General features: G+C 67.7%; 17 protein-coding genes. 11 read left to right on the top strand and 6 right to left on the bottom strand.

Annotated features, from left to right (window positions below; all coding sequences use genetic code 11):
- Nucleotides 1-2: 2 nt before the first annotated feature.
- The 4 genes from HLH28_RS06875 to HLH28_RS06860 all read right to left on the bottom strand — a co-directional run bounded on the left by HLH28_RS06875 (nt 3) and on the right by HLH28_RS06860 (nt 5,670).
- Complete coding sequence (locus HLH28_RS06875) at nt 3-1,298, bottom strand: polysaccharide biosynthesis protein (RefSeq protein ID WP_182956553.1); 1,296 nt, start codon at nt 1,296-1,298, stop codon at nt 3-5.
- Between the two features lie 117 nt (nt 1,299-1,415).
- Complete coding sequence (locus HLH28_RS06870) at nt 1,416-2,915, bottom strand: efflux transporter outer membrane subunit (RefSeq protein ID WP_246395772.1); 1,500 nt, start codon at nt 2,913-2,915, stop codon at nt 1,416-1,418.
- 64 nt (nt 2,916-2,979) lie between these two features.
- Nucleotides 2,980-4,056, bottom strand: coding sequence for an HlyD family secretion protein (locus tag HLH28_RS06865; protein WP_182956547.1), 1,077 nt, complete (start codon nt 4,054-4,056; stop codon nt 2,980-2,982).
- 21 nt (nt 4,057-4,077) lie between these two features.
- A complete protein-coding gene (locus tag HLH28_RS06860) occupies nt 4,078-5,670 on the bottom strand; it encodes an MFS transporter (RefSeq protein ID WP_246395737.1) in 1,593 nt (530 codons plus the stop codon).
- Between the two features lie 220 nt (nt 5,671-5,890).
- Between HLH28_RS06860 and HLH28_RS06855 the strand changes: the two genes are divergently transcribed.
- The 4 genes from HLH28_RS06855 to HLH28_RS06840 all read left to right on the top strand — a co-directional run bounded on the left by HLH28_RS06855 (nt 5,891) and on the right by HLH28_RS06840 (nt 10,885).
- The gene (locus tag HLH28_RS06855; RefSeq protein ID WP_182956542.1) at nt 5,891-6,847 is read left to right on the top strand and encodes a LysR family transcriptional regulator; all 957 of its coding nucleotides are present in this window, start codon (nt 5,891-5,893) and stop codon (nt 6,845-6,847) included.
- A 147-nt stretch (nt 6,848-6,994) separates the two neighbouring features.
- Entirely contained in the window at nt 6,995-8,341 is a 1,347-nt protein-coding gene (locus HLH28_RS06850; RefSeq protein WP_220789965.1) for an MFS transporter, read from the top strand.
- A 232-nt stretch (nt 8,342-8,573) separates the two neighbouring features.
- Nucleotides 8,574-9,686 (top strand): TauD/TfdA family dioxygenase, encoded by a 1,113-nt coding sequence (locus tag HLH28_RS06845; RefSeq protein ID WP_182956539.1) that lies wholly within the window; start codon nt 8,574-8,576, stop codon nt 9,684-9,686.
- An 80-nt stretch (nt 9,687-9,766) separates the two neighbouring features.
- Nucleotides 9,767-10,885 (top strand): site-2 protease family protein, encoded by a 1,119-nt coding sequence (locus HLH28_RS06840; protein WP_182956535.1) that lies wholly within the window; start codon nt 9,767-9,769, stop codon nt 10,883-10,885.
- Nucleotides 10,886-10,902: 17 nt separating this feature from the next.
- Here the strand turns inward: HLH28_RS06840 and ligD are convergent, their stop codons facing one another.
- Together ligD and HLH28_RS06830 are read right to left on the bottom strand one after the other, a co-directional pair.
- Complete coding sequence (ligD, locus tag HLH28_RS06835; RefSeq protein ID WP_338029673.1) at nt 10,903-11,772, bottom strand: non-homologous end-joining DNA ligase; 870 nt, start codon at nt 11,770-11,772, stop codon at nt 10,903-10,905.
- Nucleotides 11,773-11,808: 36 nt separating this feature from the next.
- Nucleotides 11,809-13,212: a GGDEF domain-containing protein gene (locus HLH28_RS06830; protein WP_182956532.1), complete on the bottom strand. Its 1,404-nt coding sequence runs from the start codon at nt 13,210-13,212 to the stop codon at nt 11,809-11,811.
- 351 nt (nt 13,213-13,563) lie between these two features.
- Here HLH28_RS06830 and HLH28_RS06825 point away from each other — a divergent pair, with 351 nt between their 5' ends.
- The 7 genes from HLH28_RS06825 (at nt 13,564) to aspS (ending at nt 21,893) form a co-directional block, all read left to right on the top strand.
- Nucleotides 13,564-14,925: an NCS2 family permease gene (locus HLH28_RS06825; protein ID WP_182956529.1), complete on the top strand. Its 1,362-nt coding sequence runs from the start codon at nt 13,564-13,566 to the stop codon at nt 14,923-14,925.
- Complete coding sequence (locus tag HLH28_RS06820; protein ID WP_182956526.1) at nt 14,922-15,590, top strand: hypothetical protein; 669 nt, start codon at nt 14,922-14,924, stop codon at nt 15,588-15,590. The genes HLH28_RS06825 and HLH28_RS06820 overlap by 4 nt, the downstream gene beginning before the upstream one ends.
- A 39-nt stretch (nt 15,591-15,629) precedes the next feature.
- Nucleotides 15,630-16,088, top strand: coding sequence for a cupin domain-containing protein (locus tag HLH28_RS06815; RefSeq protein WP_182956523.1), 459 nt, complete (start codon nt 15,630-15,632; stop codon nt 16,086-16,088).
- Nucleotides 16,085-16,732 (top strand): NUDIX hydrolase N-terminal domain-containing protein, encoded by a 648-nt coding sequence (locus tag HLH28_RS06810; protein WP_182956519.1) that lies wholly within the window; start codon nt 16,085-16,087, stop codon nt 16,730-16,732. The genes HLH28_RS06815 and HLH28_RS06810 overlap by 4 nt, the downstream gene beginning before the upstream one ends.
- Nucleotides 16,733-16,831: 99 nt before the next feature.
- Complete coding sequence (gene htpG, locus HLH28_RS06805) at nt 16,832-18,724, top strand: molecular chaperone HtpG (RefSeq protein ID WP_182956516.1); 1,893 nt, start codon at nt 16,832-16,834, stop codon at nt 18,722-18,724.
- 132 nt (nt 18,725-18,856) lie between these two features.
- Nucleotides 18,857-19,957, top strand: a complete 1,101-nt coding sequence (gene mtnA / locus HLH28_RS06800) for an S-methyl-5-thioribose-1-phosphate isomerase (RefSeq protein ID WP_182956513.1) — start codon at nt 18,857-18,859, stop codon at nt 19,955-19,957.
- A gap of 136 nt (nt 19,958-20,093) precedes the next feature.
- A complete protein-coding gene (aspS, locus tag HLH28_RS06795) occupies nt 20,094-21,893 on the top strand; it encodes an aspartate--tRNA ligase (RefSeq protein WP_182956511.1) in 1,800 nt (599 codons plus the stop codon).
- Nucleotides 21,894-21,930 lie beyond the last annotated feature (37 nt).

Here is a 21,930-nt window from a genome sequence, read left to right as displayed (position 1 = left end):
GGTCAGGTCCGGCCGAGGCGGAAGTAAGGAACCAGCCGGGTCGCCAGCACCAGCCCCTCGGCCAGCAGCGTCGCCAGGCCCGCGCCCTCCACGCCCTGGAAGCGGGCCAGGCCGTACAAGGCGGGCAACGACAGCAGCGTCACGGCAACCCGGCCGACGAAGAGCTGCTGTGCGCGGCCCAGCGAGGTCAGCAGGGGTTCCAGCGGAACGTCCCACAGATCGAGGATCGCCGCCGTCGTCAGCAGCAGCAGCAGCGTCAGGCTGTCGGGCCGATGGATCGCCAGCAGCGTGCGGAACAGCCACGGTCCCACGGTTGCCGCGACGATCAGCGCAAGGATGGAAAAGCCGCCCAGGGCCTGGAAGATGCGGCGTGTCACCCGCCGCAGCGCGGACCAGTCCTTCTGGTCGCGCAGGCGGATCAATTCGGGGTACAGGGCCGGTGTCATCAACTGGGCGGGCTGGGACAGGCCGTCGCAGACCTGCCAGGTTACGTGGTATATGGCGGCGGCTTCCGGCCCGATGGCGGCGCCGATCAGCAGCACGCCCACACGCGTGGCGAGCGTGGCGACGGCCTGGTTGCCGCTGGCCGACAGGGTCAATCGCCAGATTCCCTCCGCCGTGGACAGCCAGCGGGCACCGACGACGCGGAATCCTTCCAGGCTGGGCGTGTGGCGGATGGCGCGCCAGGCCAGGATGTGATCCACCGCGAAGGATGCGAAGGTCGCCGCGTACCAGATCAGCAGAAACGCCGCGATACCCCAGTGCAGGCACAGCCCGAGCAGTGCACCGGTCAGTCGCACCATCCCCAGCGCCACGTTCGCCACCGCCGATTGCCGGAACCGGTTGGTCAGGCGCAACGTGCCGATGGCGCAGTTCGCGTTCATGAACAGGATGGACGTCATGTAGAACAGCGCCATCCCGCCATAGGAAGGCGGCCAGCCGAGCCTGGGACCGAACCAGACCACGCAGGGCACCGCCAGCCCCAGCCCGACCGTGGCCCCCAGCCCGTCCAGCATGAAGCAATGGCGCAGCAGGGCCTGGAACGCGTGCCGCTCGCCCTGCGCGAACAATGCGTTGCCGTAATGCAGCAGCGGCTGCCACGACTGGAAGCGGGTACCTGCCGCGAACGATCCCGCGCAGGCATGGATCAGCAGCAGCGCCCCGTAATCGCCGAGGCCAAGCGCCCGAACGGCCAGCGCGGTACTGGCAAAGCCCAGTATGCCGGCCATCACCTTGCCGCCGAGCAGATATCCGGTATTGCGGAAAATCCGCGCGACCAGGCCTTCGGTATTGCTCACGGGCGAGCCGCGCGCCACGACCTGTCGGTATTTCGCATTTCAATCCTTGCTGAAGGCATCAGTCGCCGTGATACGCTGGCGACCGGGCGGCCACAAGGGCGCCCCGTGCCCCGGGCCCTAACCGTGCCGGAAGGTGGAATCCGGAAGTGTGGCCTGCCAGCCGCCGCCCAGCGCGCGATAGAGGCGCGCCACGGCGGTGGAGATATCGGCGGTGGCCTGCACAAGCTGGCTCTGCGTCGACAGCAGCAGGTTCTGCATCGTCAGCACATTCAGGAAATCCGCCGATCCTTCCGAATATTGTCGCTGGGCGATGTCGACGGCGATACGGTTTTCATCCACCGCCTCGCGCAGGCGGTCGCGCTGGCGCTGTGCGGCCGTGAAATCGGCCATGGCGTCGTCGATCTCATGCCAGGCGTTCAGGACGGTGCGCTGGTACTGGATCGCGGCCTCCTTCTGCTGCGCCTTGCGCAGGCGCAATTGTCCGATCAGCCGTCCACCTTCGAAGATCGGCAGGGTCGCCGTCGGCCCGAACCCGTACTGGCGCGACGCCCAGCTACCCAGTCCGCTGAATTGCAGGGCCTGGATATCCAGGCTACCGGTCAGTGTGATGCGCGGATAGAAATCGGCGATGGCGACGCCGACGCTGGCGGTGGCCAGGTGCAGCCGGTCCTCGGCCGCGCGGATGTCCGGCCGCCGCTGCGCCAGTTCCGAGGGCATGCCCACCGGGATCGTCGCGGGCACCGGCGGAATGTCCCGTGGCGGCCCCAGGCGGGCGGACAACGCGCCCGGCGCCTGCGCGATCAGGAAGCTCAGCGCGTTGATCAGGTGGATTTCCTGGTCGTGCAGGACGGGAAGGCGGGATTCGAAACTGTGATACTGGGCGCGGGAATCCGCGACATCCAGGCGCGTCGACGTGCCCTCGCGAAAGCGCAGTTCCGATAGACGCACGCTGCGGCTGGAGATATCCAGATTCTGCTGCACGATGGCGGTCTGGGCCTGTATGCTGCGCAGCTCGATGTAATCGCGCGCGGTTTCGGCCATCAACGCGACCAGGACGTCGCGGCGCATATCCGCGACGGTGTTCATGGCGGCATCGGCGGCCTCGACCTGGCGACGGACATGGCCCCACAGGTCGACTTCCCATGACGCGTTCAGCCCGTATTGCGGCAGGTTGAAACCCGGTACGCCCGCCTGTCCCGGCAGATAGGTGGGCCCGAAGCCCGGCGTGCCGCTGGCGATCTTGCCAGCCCCTTCCTGTTCCAGCGTTCCCAGCAGGCCCAGCACGCCGTTGGGGCTGGCGCGTTCGCGGGCATAGGATGCGTTGGCCTCGGCGTGCGGGAACTGCGCGGCACCGGCGATGCGCCGTTCGGCCCGGCTTTCGGCGAAGCGGGTGGAGGCGATGCGCAGGTCCAGGTTGGCCGCGACGACCTCCTGCTCCAGGCTCGTCAGGATCGGGTCGCCGTACAGCGTCCACCACCGGGGATCGGCCTCGGCATCGACGGTCCGGCTGGCAGGGGCGGCGTCGTGGCGGCTCCATGTCGCGGGTGCGCCGGCGTCGGGCTTGCGGAAGTCCGGGCCGACCGTGCAGGCGCCCAGCAGCAGGGCCGCCCCGGTCATGACCGGCAGCCCGAACCCGGCGGCGGGGCGCCGGGGGAAAGACCATCTGTTCATGTCCCGGTCCTCAGCGCCACGCATAGCGATCGTCGGTGGCGTGCGGCCCGTCGGCCTTCGATCCGGTATCGATCTCGACCTCGACCGACATGCCGACGCGGACCTTCGCCGCCAGGGGCTGGCCGGGATCGAAGACGACCTTGACGGGAATGCGCTGCACCACCTTGGTGAAATTGCCGGTGGCGTTGTCGGGCTGGATCGCGGCAAAGGCGACACCGCTGGCCGGCGCCAGGCTGTCGACATGGGCGTGCAGCGCCTGGCCGGGGAAGGTGTCGACCCACACGGTCGCGCGCTGGCCGGGCTGCACGTGCGTCAACTGGGTTTCCTGGAAATTGGCCAGCACGTAGGACAATTGCGTCGGCACCACCGCCAGCAGCGCTGTGCCCGGATGCACATAGGCGCCCACGCGCACCCCGCGTTCGCCCACCACGCCATCGACCGGCGCCGGAATGGTGCAGTAGGACAGGTTCAGTTCGGCCTGACGCTGCATGCCCTCGGCGCGGGTCAGGGCGCCCTGCGCGCGGGTGATCTGGGCCTTCAGTACCGCCACCTGCTGGATGGCGGCATCGACGGCGGCCTGGTCGCGCGCGCGCGTCGCGACAGCCTCGCGTTCGTGGGCGTCGGCGCCCTGCTGCTGTTCGATCGTCGCGGCGCCGCCGGCCGACAGGTTGCGATAGCGCCGTTCGTTCTGCTGGGCGAAGGTCAGGGCGGCGTCGTCGGCCAGCACGGTCGCGCGGGCGCTGCTGATCGTGGCGTCCTGGCGGGCCAGTTCGGCCGTCAGGTTGGCGATGTCGCCGCGGGCGATCGCGACATTGCCGCGCGCGATATCCAGTGCCGCGCGGTAATCGTCATCCTCGATATGCGCCAGTTCCTCGCCGCGGCGGACATGTTCGTTATCCTCGGCCGTCACCCGGTCGATACGGCCGGCAATCTTGGGCGCGACGGCGGTGAAATCGGCGGTGACATACGCGTCGTTGGTCGTTTCATGCACGCCGTCGCCCGAGACCAGGCGGTCCCCGGTCCAGGCGAGTCCGACGAGCACGACGGCGGTCCCGCCGGCGATGAGCAGAGGTTTCCGGTAAGGCATCGGTGCAGGATTCCCCAGGCGCTATCGCGCCGGTGCAGTAGTGGAGGGGGCAGGTGCGGAAGGTACGCGGGGCGGGTAGACCCGTTCGGGTAGGATGGCCGTCAGCACCACATAGAAGACGCAGATCCACATCATGATGAAATAGATGTCCGCCAGCGCGAGGACGAGCGACTGTTCATGCAGGTAGGTGTGGAAGATCTGCTGCGCGTTGCGGGCCAGGTGCCCCGCGTCGGGCGAGGTTGCGGCGATCTGCGATCCGATCGGGTCGCCCTGTCCCGCCAGCGCCGTGCGCTGGTTGCCGTTATGGTCCAGCAGCATGACGGAATGATATTGTTCCCGACGCCGCAACAGGATTTCGAACAGGGCGGCAGCCACGGCGTTGGCCATGCCCTTGAGCATGTTGACCATGCCCGAGATGAACGGCCCATCCGCCGGACCCAGCCCCATGGTCGCCAGCACCAGCGTCGGGATCACCACCATGGGCTGTCCGAAGATCTGCAGGACCTGCAGCGCGTAGAAATTGTCCCGCACCCAGTCCGGCGTCAGCCATGTGCCCAGCCAGCAGGCCAGGCCCAGGCACGACATGCCGAACGCCAGGACATAGCGGCAATCGACCGCGCGTATGTTGCACAATGCCGCGGTGACCGGCAGCAGGATCAGTTGCGGCAGCGCGACGACCAGGGCGATCGGCGCCGTCTGGATCGGGCGGTATCCCCGGACCTCCGCCAGGTAGGTCGACGGGATCGCCATCAGGATGCCGCACAGCACCAGGGCCGCGACCAGCGTCAGCATCGACATGGCGATGTTGCGGTTGCCCCAGAACTGGATGCGGAAAAACGGGGTATGATGGAACCATTCATGCACCAGGAAGCCCAGGAACAGCCCCCCGCCCCAGAAGGTCAGGTGCGTGATCAGTGGCGAGCGGAACCAGTCCAGCCGGTCGCCCTGATACAGGACGGTGACCACGCAGCAGATCGCCGGCACGCCCAGCAGGAAGCCCTTCCAGTTGAAATTGCGGAAGCGCGCCAGGCCGTGCGGGTCGCGGGGCAGGCCGTAGGCCATCATCCCGATGGCCACGGCGCACAGGGGCAGGGCTTCCCAATACAGCCAGCGCCAGCCGACATGCTCGAACCACAGCGCCTCCAGCGGACCGCCCAGGTTGGGGCCGAAGGTCGCGCTCATGGCATAAGCGCCGATGCCGAAGACGCGGATCTGCGCCGGCAGGTATTTCAGCATCACCGTCATCAGGATTGGCGGCAGGCAGCCGGCACTCAGCCCCTGGGCCGCGCGCAGCAGGCACAGCGACAGCATGTCGGGCATGAAGGGGGCCGGGATGGCCAGCAGGCCCAGCGCCGCCGTCATGAAGATCGCGAACCGGTAGATCGAGAACGTGACGTAGAACCACGGGGTGAACGCCATCGCCGCGATGTTGAACGCCTCGTAGACCGAAATGAACCAGGTGCCTTCGTCGCGGCCGATATGCATGGCCCCGCGGATGTCCGACAGCCCGATCTCGGTAATATGCTCGTTGAATCCCGCGATGTGCACCGCCAGCAGCACGCCCAGCAGGCCGATCGCGGTCCGCATCCCGAACGGCGGAATATAGGACGGCATCGATGGGGCCGCCGAAACGGATATGGCCGGCGGGGATGGTGCGTCGGAAAGTGGGGGATGGGTGTCCATGGATCGGGGCTCTGCGATTGGAGGGGGATTTTCCTCGCGGCGGGCCATGAGCCGGAACCCACAATATCTCGAATGGATGATTTCGGTTTCCGGATAGGTCGGGCATGATGATTTCATTCCCCGAGATTCCGAATCCGGAAGGACAGGACCGTTGGCCCGGCAGTACGACCTCGATCTCCTGCGCTATCTCCATGTGCTGGTCGAGGAACAGAGCGTGTCCGCTGCCGCCCGGCGGATGAACGTCAGCGAACCGACCATGAGCCGTCAGCTCGGCAAGTTGCGCGAGACGTTCGGCGACCCGATCCTGGTGCAGTCGGGCCGCCGGATGGTGGCGACGTCCTATGCCGCGCGCATCCGCGAACGGGTCCAGAGGCTGGTGCACGATGCCGATCGCCTGCACGAAGACCGCGAAACGCTCGATTTCACGAACCTGGCGCCGCGTTTCACCATTCGTGCGAATGATCTGTTCGTCGGCGGGTTCGCGGCCGAACTGACCAACCTGCTGCGGGCGGACTGTCCGAACTGCGACGTCCGGTTCTCGCCGGAAAATGACGAACATGTCGGCGACGCCCTGCGCGGCGAGACGATCGATCTGTATATCGGCGCGACGGACGAGATGCGGCCGGAAATCCGGCGCCAGACCCTGTTCACCATGTCGATCCGCGGGCTGGTCCGGCGCGGCCATCCCATCCTGTCCGAAGGGGTCACGCCCGAAAGCCTGGTGCGCTACGACCACATCGGCATCTCGCGCAGGGGGGTGCGGACCGGCCCGATCGACACGATCCTGGAGGAACAGTACGGCCTCAGGCGCCGCGTCGTCCTGGTGGTGCCGACCTATTACGCGATGATCGAGAGCATCCGCGAGACCGACATGATCCTGCCGCTGCCGGATATCGTGATCGACCGCCTGCCGGTAAAACTCATCCGCCTGGTACCTTTCGATTTTCCCTTCGCCCTGCGTCCCGTCGACGCGTTCCAGGCCTGGCATCCCCGCCGGGACGCCGATCCGGTGCATCGCTGGTTGCGGGACGCCGTCTTCCGCGTGACGCGCAGAAAGGCCCGCAGCACGGCGAGACAGAAGGCCTGGGCACGCAGCACCGGCGATTGAGGCGCCGGCGAAACGCGTCCGCCGGTTCGCCGGTCCGACGGCACGGCTGCCGGCAGCCCGACCGGTCGCTATGGCCATTTCTTCCGCGCAATGGCACACTCGTTTCGGTCGCGCAGCGGCCGCGAATGACGCGAGGATATGCATGCGGTGCCGGATTCCGGATTGGTCGTGTCGATGGAGCCCGTGATCACCGTTCCGGGCGACGCCGCCCCGACCCGCGGCGGCGGCGGGTCCGCGACGCAAGGGGACATATCGTTCGGGACGGTGGCGATGGGATGTTCCATCGGTACCTTCATCGAATGGTTCGATTATGCATCGTATGGCTATCTGGCCGAGACGATCGCACGCGTGTTCTTTCCGTCCACCGACCGGCATGCCGGATTGATGGCGACCTATGCGATCTTCGCCCTGTCCTTCGTGCTGCGGCCGGTCGGCGGCGTCATGTGGGGGCATATCGGCGACCGGCTGGGCCGGCGCGTCGCGCTGAGCCTGTCGATCGGTGCGATGTCGGTGGCGACGGCCCTGATTGCGTTACTGCCCGGTTACGGGCGGATCGGGATGGCCGGGCCGGTCGCGCTGCTGGTGCTGCGGATGGTCCAGGGATTTTCCTCGTCGGGGGAATATGCCGGTGCGTCGACCATCCTGATGGAACATGCGCCCCCCGGGAAATGCGGCCTTGCCACGGCCCTGGTCCCGGCCAGCGAGGCACTGGGGCTTCTGACCGGGGCGCTGATGGTCGCGGCACTGTCCGGCGGATTGACGGACACGCAGATGCAGGACTGGGGCTGGCGCATTCCCTTCCTGTTCGGTGCGCCGCTCGGCGTGGTTGCGTGGCTGTTCCGCGGCCGCCTGGCCGAGACGCTGCATGGCGTGGCCGAGGCCGAGCGCCAGGACGTGCCGATCCTGGTCCTGCTGCGCGACTACCGGCCCCATCTTCTGCTGGGGCTGGGGATTTCGGCACTGGATGCGATCGGTTTCTATTTCATCCTGAATTTCATGCCGGTCTTCATCTCGACCGCCGGCGTGCTGTCCAGCCACATGGCGACGGTGGTCCAGACCGTGCTGCTGGCGGCCTTCATCCCGGCGGTCTTCGCCATGGGCGTGCTGTCCGACCGGGTGGGACGACGGCCGATGCTGCTGCTGGCGTCGATCCTGTTCGTGGTGCTGACCATTCCCCTGCTGTGGCTGCTGGGACGCAGCAGCTTCCTGGGCGTCGTCGCCATCGAACTGGCGTTCGGCGGCATGCTGGCGATCAACGAGGGCACGTTGCCCGGTTTCCTGACCGAACTGTTCCCCCGCCATGCGCGCTACAGCGGTTTCGCCCTGGTCTTCAACATCGCCAACGCGGCGCTGGGCGGCACCGCGCCGTTCGTGATGACCTGGATCATGCAGGTCTCGGGCTCGCCGGTCGTGCCCGGGGTGTGGCTGGTCTCGGTGGCGGCGGCCGCGGTGGCCTGCACATTGCTCAGCCGGCGGTTCGCCGCCGTCCGCTGACGGAAAATTCGCTGATGGAAAAAAAGCGGGGCCGGCCGGGAAAGCCTTGCGGCCGCGCCATGCCGTCCCGTATCGTCCGGGGCATGGAATTCCGTATCGCATGCAGGGTCTGGACGGGTCGCATGCGGCGGGTCGGCGTGCGCAAGCCCATGGCATGGTGGCCCCCGCCGGGCCGGTAGGATCGACGTCTTTCCGCCCGTAATGCCATTTCATACCGAACGGACTTTCCGTCATGACATCCGTCGTCCTTACCGAAGGGGCCGAGGCGCTTGCACTGCGCTGGCCCGACGGCAGCGTCGCAACCTGCCCTTATGTCTGGTTGCGCGATAACTGCCCCTCCGTCCTGCATCCCCAGACGCGGGAGAGGATGTTCGACCTGCTGTCCATCCCGTCCGATCCCCGTCCGCGCCACGTCGCCCTGGCCGACGGGCAACTGGTCGTCACCTGGGCCGGCGAGGACCATGTCAGCCGTTTCCCGCTCGACTGGCTGGCGCGGCACCGGCCCGGCATCCGCCCGGCCGATCCGGCCGACATCGCGCGCGTGTCGTGGAAGGGGGATTTCCGGATCCCGCGCCACGACGCGGCGGCAATCCTGTCCGACGACGGGGCGCTGGCGGCATGGATGACCGACCTTGCCCGGTCCGGACTGGCGATCGTGGGCGGCGTCGCCGACAAGGTCGGGGCCGGCAGTACCCTGGCCGAACGGATCGGCTTCCTGCGCCGCACGAATTTCGGCACGACGTTCGAGGTCGTCAGCCGCCCCGATCCGAACAACCTGGCCTATACGGCGGAACATCTGCCGCTGCATACCGACCTGCCGAACCAGGAAATCCCGCCCGGCTTCCAGTTCCTGCATTGCCTGTCCAACGCGGCGGAGGGCGGGCGTTCGCTATTCGCCGACGGGGTCGCCATCGCCGAGGACCTGCGCGCGGCGGATCCCGAAGCCTTCCAGTTGCTCTGTACGGTGCCGATTCCCTTCCGTTTTCACGATGCCGAGGCCGATATCGCCGTCCATCGGCCGGTGCTGACGCTGGATGACGCCGGGGCGGTCTGCGAAATTCGCTACAACGCGCATATCGCGGGGGTGTTCGACATGCCGCCGCAGGTCATGGCGCCCTATTACCGGGCCTATCGGGCCTTCATGACGCGGACGCGGCAGGATCGCTTCGTGCTGTCGCTGAAACTGGCGGCAGGGGACATGGTGTCGTTCGACAATCGCAGAACCCTGCATGGGCGGGAGCGTTTTCATCCCGGCACCGGCTTTCGGCATCTTCACGGATGCTACGTCGATCGGGGCGAGTTCGAAAGCCGCCTGAGGCTGCTGGCCCGCGATCGGGGCGCCTGACCGGCCGGACGAACCCCGGGCATCCCGGCGCGTTTGCGGGATGCCACCCCATGCGGGGCGGCATCCCACCGGAGGACAACATGACGTGGTCAATCCCGTTGGGTCGCGTGTACGGCACCGTCGTGCGCGTACATGTGACGTTCCTGCTCCTGCTGCTGTGGATTGCAGTCATCGATGCCGGGCAGGGCGGCCTGCCCGCGGCGGGGCGAGGCGTGCTGTTCGTCCTTCTGGTCTTCGTCTGCATCGTCATGCATGAATTCGGTCACGTGTTGGCCGCGCGGCGCTTTGGCGTGACGACGCCGGACATCACCCTGCTGCCGATCGGCGGCGTCGCACGCCTGTCGCGCATTCCCGAACAGCCGGGGCAGGAGCTGATCATCGCCCTGGCGGGGCCCGCGGTGACCCTGGTCATCGCGGCGGTCCTGTTCGCGGCGACCGGGACGCGCCCGACCCTGCTGGCCGTCGATACCGGCGGATCGGTCCAGGGGATGATGGGCCGGCTGGCATCGGTCAATCTGTTCCTGCTGCTGTTCAACTTGATTCCGGCCTTTCCCATGGACGGCGGGCGGGCGCTGCGCGCGCTGTTGGGCTATCGCATGGGATTCGTGCGGGCGACCCAGATCGCCGCGTCGGTGGGGCAGGGGTTTGCGTTTCTGCTGGGGTTCCTGGGACTGGTTGCGAACCCGATCCTGCTGTTCATTGCCTTCTTCGTCTATCTGGGCGCTGCTGCCGAGGCCCATACGGTCCAGCTTCGCCAGGTGGCGCAGGGGATGATCGTGGGGGAATCGATGATGACCCGCTTCGAGACCCTGCCGCTGGACGCCAGCCTGGACGACGCGGTACGGGCGCTGATCCGCACGGCCCAGCATGTCTTTCCGGTCGTTGACGGGACGGGGCGGCTGCAGGGGGTCCTGACGCAGGCGACGCTGGTCCAGCGGGCGCAGGTCGATGGTCCCGCCATCGTCGTGGCCGACCTGATGACCCCGGGCATTCCCGCCATCCATCCCTATCAGCCCCTGGGGGACGCCCTGCGCCTGTTGCAGGACGGCAGCCTGCCGGCGGTGGCGGTGACCGACGGCACCGACCGGCTGGTCGGTCTGGTCACCTCCGAGACGATCGGCGAAGTCATGCTGACCCATGGCGTGCGCCGGTCCCGGGGCGCCGCCGGGGCCGGGCGGCCGGGACCGGTGGCCTCGTGACGGGTGGCCGCATGATGTCAGCCCGGCAGTGCGCGTGACGTGGCGTGGAAACCGGCCCAGGGGTCGGAGGCACGCCGCGCCAGGTAGGCCGGCGTATTCATGATCGTGAAATCGCCCGGGACCGCACCCGACGCCAGATCCGACCACGACAGCGGCATGGACACCTGCGCGCCGGGCCGCGCGCGGGGCGAATAGGGGGCGACGGCTGTCGCCGTGCGCTGGTTGCGCAGGTAATCGATCAGGATCCTGCCGTGCCGCCGGGCCTTGCTGATGGTCGAGACATAACGTCCGGGATCGTCATGGGCCATCGCATCGGCCAGTGCGTGCGCGAACGCCCGGACGGCGGCCCAGTCCGCCTGGGGGCGAAGCGGCGCCACCACATGCAGTCCGCGGCCGCCGGATGTCTTGACGAACGCCGCTAGGCCGGCACGGTCCAGCCGGTCCCGGACGTCGACCGCCGCGTCGCATACGGCACTCCAGCCCACGTCGTCGCCGGGGTCGAGGTCCATGACGATGCGATCCGGATGCTCCAGGTCCGCCAGGGGTGCGTTCCAGACGTGGACTTCCAGGACGGCCGAATGGATCAGCTCCACCAGTCCGTCGAGGTCGCTGATCGCGATCAGGGGGCGGCCCGGGTCGCCGGCGGGGTCGACGGCGGATTGGATATGCGGGCGCATGCCCTTCCAGGGGTGGCGCTGGAAGAACGAATCGCCGGTCACGCCGTCGGGACAGCGCAGCACCGTCAGCGGCCGGTCTGTCACATGGGGTTCCATCCAGCGCCAGACCGCGCGGCCGTACTCGGCAAGGTCTCCCTTCGTGACCCGTTCGTCAGGCCAGTACAGGCGATCGGCGTGCGTCGTGTCGTCGGGCATGTCGGACTCCGTCACGATGGCGGTTCCATCGTCCCGGGCAGGGGCGGCCGCCTACAGCGCTGGGACTGACGCTTCGCGGTTTACGCCTGCGACCTCGACGCGGTTCCGTCCGTTTTTCTTGGCCTGGTAAAGGGCGGCGTCGGCGGCCTTCAGCAGATGTTCGTAATCGGGATGGCCGGAATAGAGGGCGCCCCCGATCGACACCGTCACCTGGGTGGTGCTGCCGTCGAGAAGGGTGATGGGCATTTCCTCGATCTGCTGGCGCAGGCGCTCGGCGGTCTGAACCATCTGATTCTGGTCGGTATCGCCCAGAATCAGAAGGAATTCCTCGCCGCCATAGCGGAAGATCATGTCGCTCAGCCGGCTGCTTTCCTCCAGCACCTGGGCCACCGCCCGCAGCACGGAATCGCCTGCGGCATGCCCATGGGCGTCGTTGACGCGCTTGAAATGATCGACATCGAGGAACAGGACGCTCAACGGACGACCGGTCTGGCTGGCGACGCGCAGTTCGTATGCCATGATCGAAGGCAGGAAGCGGCGATTCAACGCGCGGGTCAGCGGGTCTTCGACGTCGTTGCTGCTTCGGCCGCTGCGGAACATGACCTCGAGACTGTTCAGAATCTCGGTCACGCCGGCATGCAGGGCGGACAGGGCCGCAGAAATATCCCGCCCCGCCTGCATGTCGTTGGAAATCGTCGGCAGCAACTGGTCGTCCACGCGCGCGATCAGGTTCGTCAGATGGGCGACGATGTCCGTGCCCTCGAACAGCAGGCCCACCTTGTAGGTGACCCACAGCCCGAATTCCGAACGGGACAGGCGCATCGTCGCAAGGTCTTCCGGCGTCTTCGCGACATAGATCGAACGCAGGACGTTATAGCTCCAGGCCATCAACGTGGCCTTCTGGGCCTCGCCTTCGCGCGACAGGTCCTGGTTCAGGGCGAAGAGGCGGTACGCGGTATCGGTCGAATTCGCCCGCTCCCGATGGCGCCAGTAGGACAGCGAGATCAGGCCCTGCGCCGCCGACAGGGCATTCGCCACATAGATGACGGCGTCGGTGAACTGCTCGTGCGACAGTTCTTCCTCACCCAGATGCTGGATCAGCTTGCGCTGGATCAGCGAGATGCCTTCGGACACCAGATGAAGGGGGATTGCCGCGCGGGCATGGAAGCGGCCGATATGGCGCTGGGCCTCGACCAGGCGGGTGGGGTTCTGCGGAAGCGCGGAAAACAGCTCCGCCAGCCAGCGGGCCAGGGTGCCGCGCAGCCGGTTCGTCGTCTCGGCATCCGCGAGGAAGCGTTGCCCTTCGGGGTGAACGGAAAAATGATCGTAGAACGTCGAGACCAGAAGGGGGCTTAGGCGGTGGACCAGCGCATGGGCGCGCTGGCGCGTAACATCCGAAACGTCCGCGAAGACGTTCTTCAGTTCCGCGTCGCCGTCATGGGCCGAGGGTGTCATGGTTGGTTCCGATCATCCACATTCCGCGGGGAAAACGATCCGGGACACCAGGGACATCCGCGTAAAGTCCGAACGGGCACCACGCTTTCCTGATTCTCCGGCGTGCAGGGGCGCCTCTGCCCGCTGGAAATTCATATACGAAGACAGGCATCAAGTAAAACTTTAGAGAGAATTCTGCCTCGTGTCCGGTCCCGATCGGGATATGGGGAATGCGGTGGCGGACGTCCAGCGGGATTCCGGATCGGTTCCGATACGTCCCTTGCGTCATGTCGGAACCGGTAGGAAAGTCCCGTCGCCGACCGGCGGCATATCGGATGCGCCGGTTCGGGACAATCCGGGGGAATGTGATCGTTGACGCAGCAAGTGGGGCGCCCGGGCGGGTGGATCGACCGCTATTTTCACGTGACGCGACGAGGGTCGACCCTGGGGCGGGAACTGGTCGCGGGACTGACCACGTTCGGGGCCATGGCGTATATCATGATCGTCAATCCGGCGATCATGGCGCTGGCCGGGCTGGGGCGCCACGACATGATCATGACGACGATCGCGGCCGCGGTCTGCGGATCGCTGCTGATGGCGCTGACGGCGAACCTGCCGATCGCGCTGGCCCCGGCCATGAGCAGCAACCTGGTCTTCGCCCAGATCGTGGTGGCGCAGATGGGAATCGCGCCGGCCGTCGCCTTTACCATGGTTCTGATCGGCGGAACGGCCTTCGTCGCCCTGTCGCTGACGCACTGGCGGCAACGGATCGTGCTGGGCTTCCCGGCCCCGGTGCGGAACGGCATCCATTGCGCGATCGGCGCCTTCATCGCCCATATCGGGATGATCAGCGGCGGCCTGGCGGTCAAGGGAGGGCAGGGGTTCAGCTTCGGATCGCTGCATGATCCCGCCGTGCTGCTGTGCCTGGCGGGCGTCGTCCTGGCGGCGGCGCTGCAGATGCTGCGCGTCCCCGCGAGCATGCTGGTGTCGATCGTGGTACTGACCGTCGCCGGATGCTTCGTCCCGACACCGGGTGGCGGCACGGTCACCCGTCTGCCGTCGACGTGGCTGGAATGGCCGCATTATCCGACCGGCATGCTGCTGTCCTTCGATTTCCACGGCTTCCTGTCGCATATCGGGGTCGTCCTGCCGGTGACGTTATATTTCTTCCTGGGCGATTTCTTCGACGCCACGGGAACGATGATGGCGATCACCCGGCGGGCCGGCCTGACGGTCGAGGACGGCCAGCCCGTGCTGGGCCGCGCCGCCTTCGCCGCCGACGGGGCGGCCAGCGTCATCGGGTCGGTTCTGGGGACCTCCACCGTGTCGGCCTATCTGGAATCGCTGGTGGGGGTCGAGGCCGGGGGCCGCACCGGGCTGGTCGGGGTTACGGTGGCGGTGCTGTTCCTGCTGTCGTCCTTCCTGTGGCCCATCATCACCGCCGTGCCGGCGGTGGCGACCGCGCCGGTGCTGATCCTGGTCGGTCTGGGCATGCTGTCGGACATGGGCCGGATGGATCTCTCCGACTCCGGGGGGCTACTGGCGCCGCTGCTGATGATCCTGGTCACGGTCATGACCGGCAACTTCATGGTCAGTCTTGCGCTGGGGCTGCTGCTTTACACCGCGCTGGCGATCGCGGGGCGCCGCTGGGCGGATCTGACGCCGATCCTGCTGTTTCTCGACGTCGTATTCGTCATCTACCTGGTGTTGGCCACCAATATGGGGGACGCATGATCCTGCGGCGCGGACTGGCCCTGCTGCTGCTGACGGCCATGCTGGCATCGGCGGGTGGGGCAGGTGCGGCGGACTGGCCCGACACCGGCGCATCGCGCAAGGAACTCCAGACCCTGATCGACATGCTGGATGACCGGTTGCTGCGTCAGCCCAGCGCCACCCTGACGCTGGAGGAATGGTGCCGCACCCATGATCTGGCGCCCGTCGCCCACGTCGTGGCGCACCGCGTCCGGGGGGTGGAGAAGACGCCGACGCCGATCCAGCGACAGGCCCTGGACGTCGCCGCCCGTGAACAGGTCCGCTATCGCCGGGTGGATTTGACCTGCGGCGACCGGGTGCTGTCGGTCGCCGACAATTGGTACGTGCCCGGGCGCCTGACGCCGGACATGAACGCGGCCCTGGATCACAGCGACGTCGCTTTCGGCCACGCCGTGGCGGCACTGCATTTCACGCGGCGCACGCTGGAAAGCACGCGCCTGTGGTCGCCGCTGCGCGTGAGGCAGGCGGGGGCTCCGGCCCCACGCTCCGGCCCGGGGGTAATCCGGCCGCCGGCGGCGATCCTGCGGCACCGCGCGGTCCTGTATCGCCAGGATGGCGTGCCGTTCAGCGAGGTGGTGGAAACCTATACCGGCGCGATGCTGGACTTTCCGCCGCCGTCGCGCTGACATCCGTTGCCCCCGACCATGAAGAAGGACGATCCCGCCATGACCGGTCCGACCCTGGATTTGCGCGACCCTGGCCTGCCGGCCGGGGCGGTCCGTGACGCGCTGGCGCTGTCCCCGCACCCCGAGGGCGGCTGGTATCGCGAACTGTGGCGCGACAGCCCGCCCGGCGGCGGGCGTGGCGCGGCCACGACCATTCAGTTCCTGCTGACCGAAGGCGAACGGTCGCACTGGCACCGGGTGGACGCCGCCGAGATCTGGTGCTGGCAGGGTGGCACGCCGCTATGCCTGCGCATCGCGGCGGAGGCAGGGATGGAGCGTACGATCGTCCTGGGCCCGCGTCCCGAGGCGGGGGAGGTGCTTCAGGCCGTCGTTCCGGCCCATGCGTGGCAGGCGGCCGAAAGTCTGGGGGGCTGGAGCCTGGTCGGCTGTATCGTGGCCCCGGCCTTCCTGTTCGAGACTTTCGAACTGGCGCCCCCCGGCTGGATACCCGGATCGTGACCGATATACCGACGTCCGGCGAACCGGACTGGCTGGTCTGGACGCGCGAGATCCAGGCCATCGCCCAGACCGGCCTGGCCTTCACGCGCGATCCCTATGACCGGGAACGCTACGAGATGCTGCGGGGCCTGGCCGCCCGCATGCTGGCCGAACGGACTGGCGCCCCGGCGGCATGGATCGAAACCCTGTTCGCCGGCGAGGGCGGATACGCGACGCCCAAGATCGACGTGCGGGCCGCGGTGTTCGACGACTGGCGGCGCATCCTGATGGTGCGTGAGGTTCTGGACGGCGGACGCTGGACGCTGCCCGGTGGCTGGGCGGACGTGAACATCACGCCGGCGGACAGCGCGGTGAAGGAAGTGCGCGAGGAAAGCGGTTACGAGGTCCGCGTGCGCAAGCTGGCGGCGCTGTGGGACCGGACGCGGCAGGGCCACCCGGCCCAGATGTTTTCCTGCGCCAAGCTGTTCTATCTGTGCGACCTGGTGGGCGGCGCCGCCGCGACCAGCCTGGAGACGTCGGAGGTCGGCTGGTTCGCCGAGGACGAGATCCCCGCCGACCTGTCGGTGGGGCGGGTTCTGCCGTCGCAGGTCCGCCGCATGTTCGCCCATGCGCATGCACCATCCCTGCAGACCGATTTCGAATGATGCGCCGGCCCGATCTGCGTGGGTCAGGCCATTGAAATCGTGTCTTTCGTGACACATATCCATCCGACGGTTTTTTTTGCGGAAGGGAGAGACGCATACATGGTCGATCAGGTTGCGGGGCAGGACGGCGCGGCCCCGGCGGGAGAGGAACATGCGTTCAGCGCGGAGGTCGGGCGTCTGCTCGACCTCGTGGTCCATGCCCTGTATTCCGAGCGTGAGATCTTCCTGCGCGAACTGGTTGCCAACGCGGCCGATGCGACGGACCGCCGCAGGTTCGAGGCGCTGACCGATGCCGCCCGCACCCTGCCCGAGGACGCAAAGGTCCGCATCGATCCCGACAAGGACGCCCGTCGCCTGACCATCAGCGATGATGGCGCGGGCATGAGCAAGGACGAACTGGCCCGGAACCTGGGCACGATCGCACGGTCCGGCACCCGCGCGTTCGGCCAGGAACTGGACAGCCGGAAGCCCGAGGACCTGCCCAAGGACCGGCCCAGCCTGATCGGGCAGTTCGGCGTCGGATTCTACGCCGCCTTCATGGTGGCCGACCATGTCGATGTCGTGTCGCGCCGCGCCGGCAGCGACGAGGCCTGGCGCTGGTCCTCGGACGGCAAGGGCGGCTTCACCCTCAGCCCCGCAACGCGCGAGCGGCCGGGCACCGACATCATCCTGCATATCAAGGAAGACGCGGACGAGTTCCTGGATGCCTGGCGCCTGGAAGCGATCGTGCGCAAATGGGCCGACCACATCGTCTGGCCGATCACCATCCGGCGTGATGGCGAGGAGGCGCCGGCCAATGTCGGGACCGCCCTGTGGCGCAAGCCGCGTTCCGAGGTCACCGAAGACCAGCTGAACGATTTCTACCGGCATGTCAGCCACAATTTCGATACGCCTTGGGCGACGCTGCACTGGCACGCCGAAGGCACGATCGATTTCACCGCCCTGCTGTTCATCCCCGGCAGCCGCCCCTTCGAATTCGGCGAGCAGGTGCGCGAGAGCCGCGTGCGCCTGCATGTCCGGCGCATGTTCATCACCGACGATGCCGGCCTGCTGCCGTCGTGGCTGCGTTTCGTGCAGGGCGTGGTGGACACCGAGGATCTGCCTCTTAACGTCTCGCGCGAAATGCTGCAGGCCACCCCGGTCCTGGCCCGCATCCGCAAGGCGGTGACCAACCGCGTGCTGAACGAATTGCGCAACCGGGCGAAGGATGCCGAATCCTATGCCGGGTTCTGGGAGAATTTCGGCCCGGTGCTGAAGGAAGGGGTCTGGGACGATGCGGAATATCGCACCGACCTGGCCGGCCTGGCGCGGTTCCGGTCCAGCGCGGTCGGAGGCTGGACGACGCTGGCCGAATACGTCTCGCGCCTGAAGGACGGGCAAGAGGCGATCTATTACCTGACCGGCGACAATCCCGACACGCTGCCGGCCTCGCCGCAGCTGGAAGGCTTCCGGGCGCGGGGGATCGAGGTGCTGCTGCTGTCCGATCCGGTGGATTCCTTCTGGCCGGAACGCCTGGGCACCTTCGAAGGCAAGGCGCTGCGCAGCGTCAGCCAGGGCCATGCCGACCTGGAGAAATTCCCGACTTCCGACGAGGAAACGGGCCCCCGCGCCGATCTGGACGTCCTGCTTCCGGCGCTGAAGACGGCGCTGGGGGATGCGGTGTCCGACGTGCGGGGAACGAACCGCCTGGTCGGCAGCGCCGTTGTACTGTCGGCGGCGGGGCAGGGGCCCGACCTGCAGCTTCAGCGCCTGCTGCGGCGCAGCGGGCAGGCAGTGCCCGACCTGGCCCCGGTGCTGGAGGTCAATGCCGCACATCCGCTGGTCCGCGACCTGGCGGCCCGCGTGGCGCGTGGCGAATCGGTGACGGATATTGCCCTGATCCTGCTGGACATCGCCCGGATCCAGGATGGCGAAAGCCCGAAGGACCCGGCCGGTTTCGCCAGCCGCCTGACCGCCAGCCTGACGCACGCGTCGGACGCCACCGCGTCCTGATCCGGCGACCGCCCCTGCCGCATGTCGGCGGCGGGGGCGGTGCGGGTCGCGGGACGTGGTTCGGACTTGAAACGTCGGGATGCCGGTGCTTCCTTGCGCCGCTTCCCCCACTCCGCATCGGACTCGCACGCCATGAAGATCGGTAACGTACCCTATCGCAGCGTCTGGGTGGACCAGGATGACGGCTGGTCGATCCATATCTTCGACCAGACCCGCCTGCCGTGGGACCTGGACGTCCTGCGTCTGACGGAGCTGGACCAGGTGGCGCATGCCATCCGCACCATGCAGGTCCGTGGCGCGCCGCTGATCGGCGCGGTGGCGGCCTATGGCCTGGCGCTGGCGTTGCGGGTCGATGCCGCTGACGCGGCGATGGAACGCGACGCGGCGCTGCTGGCCGCGACCCGTCCCACCGCGATCAACCTGCGCTGGGCCATCGAACGCATGCTGGACCGTCTGCGCCCCCTGGCGCCGGCCGAACGCGTCGCCGCCGCCTATGACGAGGCCGGGCGGATCTGCGACGAGGACGCGGCCCAGAACGAATCCATCGGCTGCCACGGCCTGTCCCTGATCGAGGAGATCGCGGCCCGGCGCGGCGAGGGCAAACCGGTCAATATCCTGACCCATTGCAATGCCGGCTGGATCGCCACCGTCGACTGGGGAACGGCGCTGGCGCCGATCTACATGGCCCATGATCGTGGGCTGAACGTCCATGTCTGGGTGGATGAAACCCGGCCGCGCAACCAGGGCGCCGCGCTGACGGCGTGGGAACTGGGCAGCCACGGCGTGCCGCATACGGTCGTGGCGGACAATGCCGGCGGCCATCTGATGCAGCATCATGCCGTCGACCTGGTGATCGTCGGCACCGACCGCGTCACGCGCACGGGCGACGTGGCGAACAAGATCGGCACCTATCTGAAGGCGCTGGCGGCACGCGACAACGGTGTGCCGTTCTGGGTCGCCCTACCGTCGACGACCATCGACTGGCGGGTGCGCGACGGGCTGACCGAGATCCCGATCGAGGAGCGCAGCGGCGCCGAGGTCACGGCGATCACCGGCCGGACCGCGGCCGGCCGGATCGAGACGGTGCACCTGACGCCGCCGGGCAGCCAGGCGGCCAATCCGGCCTTCGACGTCACCCCGGCACGGCTGGTCACCGGCCTGATCACCGAACGCGGCTGCTGCGAGGCGACCGAGGCCGGGCTGGCCGCGCTGTTCCCCGAACACGCGGACTGACGCCGCGCGACGGCCGGGAGGCACGGCAGGGCAGCCCGCCCTTGACAGGGGCGGCCCCGGTCGGCTTCCTCCGCCTTCGACCGGACGGGCGCGCGTCGCCCGTTCCAGCCCGCTTTTGGTGACACAGGACGAGATCATGCATCCCTATCGTACCCATAGCTGCGCCGCCCTTCGGGCCAGCGACGCCGGGCAGACCGCCCGCCTCTCCGGCTGGGTGCACAGCAAGCGCGATCATGGCGGACTGCTGTTCATCGATTTGCGCGATCATTTCGGCATCACCCAGATCGTGATCCCGGCGGGTTCGCCGGTGCTGGAAACCGTCGAGCGCATCCGGGTCGAGAGCGTGCTGACCATCACCGGCGAAGTCGTGCTGCGCGACGGCGCGACGAAGAATCCGAACCTGCCGACCGGCGAGATCGAACTGCGCGCGCAGTCGGTGGATATCCAGTCGGCGGCCGACGTGCTGCCGTTCCAGGTCGCGGGGCATGAGCATTACCCCGAGGATCTGCGCCTGACCTACCGCTACATCGATTTGCGGCGCGACAAGGTCCATCGCAACATGATGCTGCGCGCGCAGGTGATCGCCAGCCTGCGCCGCCGCATGACCGAACAGGGATTCGTGGAATTCCAGACCCCGATCCTGACCGCCTCGTCGCCCGAGGGCGCGCGCGACTTCCTGGTTCCGGCGCGGATGCATCCCGGCAAGTTCTACGCACTGCCCCAGGCGCCGCAGCAGTTCAAGCAGCTGGCCATGGTCGCGGGATTCGACCGGTATTTCCAGATCGCTCCCTGCTTCCGGGACGAGGCCGCGCGTGCAGACCGCTCGCCGGGCGAATTCTACCAGCTTGATTTCGAAATGGCGTTCGCGACCCAGGAAGACGTGTTCGCGACGCTGGAGCCGGTGATGGAAGGCGTGTTCCGCGAATTCGGCGGCGGCCGCACCGTCAGCGCCGCGCCGTTCGAGCGCATTCCCTACGCCACCGCCATGGCGCTGTACGGCAGCGACAAGCCCGACCTGCGCAACCCCCTGCTGCTGAGCGACGTGACCGAGGCGTTCGCCGAGTCCGGATTCGGCCTGTTCGCGAAGATCGTGGCCGGCGGTGGCGAGGTGCGTGCGATTCCCGCGCCCGGCGCGGGCGATCGTCCGCGCGCCTTCTATGACAAGCTGAACGCCTGGGCGCGCGAGGCCGGAGCTGGCGGCCTAGGCTACATCGTCTTCGACGAGGAGGGCGGCAAGGGCCCGATCGCCAAGAACCTGGAACCCGCCCGCGTCGCCGCGATCCGCGAGAAGACGGGCCTGAAGGCGGGCGACGCGGTGTTCTTCGCCGCCGGCAGCGGCGACGATGTCGTGAAATTCTCGGGCCTGGTGCGGACGCGAATCGCGACCGAACTGGACCTGATCGAAAAGGATGCGTTCCGCTTCTGCTGGATCACCGACTTCCCGATGTACGAGCGGAACGAGGAAACCGGCCTGATCGATTTCTCGCACAACCCGTTCTCGATGCCGCAGGGCGGGCTGGAGGCGCTGAACAGCCAGGACCCGCTGACGATCACCGCCTATCAGTACGACATCGTCTGCAACGGCGTGGAACTGTCGTCGGGCGCGATCCGCAACCACCGGCCGGAAGTGATGATCCGCGCCTTCGAGATCGCGGGTTATCCCGAATCCGAGGTCGAGGCCCGGTTCGGCGGCATGCTCAACGCCTTCCGTTACGGCGCGCCGCCGCATGGCGGTTCGGCGCCCGGCGTGGACCGGATGGTCATGCTGCTGGCCGACGAGCCCAATATCCGCGAGGTCATCCTGTTCCCGCTCAACCAGCAGGGCGAGGACCTGATGATGGGCGCGCCGGCCCCCGTTCCGCCGGCACGGCTGAAGGAGCTGTCGCTGGCGCTGGACCTGCCGCGCCCCAAGCCGGGCGCGACGATCAAGGGATAACGGGCTGGCCTGGCGGTTCGGGGTATTGTTTCGTTGC

The organism is Gluconacetobacter tumulisoli (genome assembly GCF_014174155.1).
Classification (GTDB): Bacteria; Pseudomonadota; Alphaproteobacteria; order Acetobacterales; family Acetobacteraceae; genus Gluconacetobacter; species Gluconacetobacter tumulisoli.
Note: the sequence above shows the minus strand (reverse complement) of the source record. Positions and strands in the feature narration are given on the sequence as shown.

What these genes read in the sequence shown, in the direction of transcription:
- HLH28_RS06870 (WP_246395772.1), bottom strand. Translation starts at nt 2,915, where the DNA reads ATGACCGGGGCGGCCCTGCTGCTGGGCGCCTGCACGGTCGGCCCGGAC.
- HLH28_RS06865 (WP_182956547.1), bottom strand. Translation starts at nt 4,056, where the DNA reads ATGCCTTACCGGAAACCTCTGCTCATCGCCGGCGGGACCGCCGTCGTG.
- HLH28_RS06860 (WP_246395737.1), bottom strand. Translation starts at nt 5,670, where the DNA reads ATGCCGTCCTATATTCCGCCGTTCGGGATGCGGACCGCGATCGGCCTG.
- HLH28_RS06845 (WP_182956539.1), top strand. Translation starts at nt 8,574, where the DNA reads ATGACATCCGTCGTCCTTACCGAAGGGGCCGAGGCGCTTGCACTGCGC.
- HLH28_RS06840 (WP_182956535.1), top strand. Translation starts at nt 9,767, where the DNA reads ATGACGTGGTCAATCCCGTTGGGTCGCGTGTACGGCACCGTCGTGCGC.
- HLH28_RS06830 (WP_182956532.1), bottom strand. Translation starts at nt 13,212, where the DNA reads ATGACACCCTCGGCCCATGACGGCGACGCGGAACTGAAGAACGTCTTC.
- HLH28_RS06820 (WP_182956526.1), top strand. Translation starts at nt 14,922, where the DNA reads ATGATCCTGCGGCGCGGACTGGCCCTGCTGCTGCTGACGGCCATGCTG.
- HLH28_RS06815 (WP_182956523.1), top strand. Translation starts at nt 15,630, where the DNA reads ATGACCGGTCCGACCCTGGATTTGCGCGACCCTGGCCTGCCGGCCGGG.
- htpG (WP_182956516.1), top strand. Translation starts at nt 16,832, where the DNA reads ATGGTCGATCAGGTTGCGGGGCAGGACGGCGCGGCCCCGGCGGGAGAG.
- mtnA (WP_182956513.1), top strand. Translation starts at nt 18,857, where the DNA reads ATGAAGATCGGTAACGTACCCTATCGCAGCGTCTGGGTGGACCAGGAT.
- aspS (WP_182956511.1), top strand. Translation starts at nt 20,094, where the DNA reads ATGCATCCCTATCGTACCCATAGCTGCGCCGCCCTTCGGGCCAGCGAC.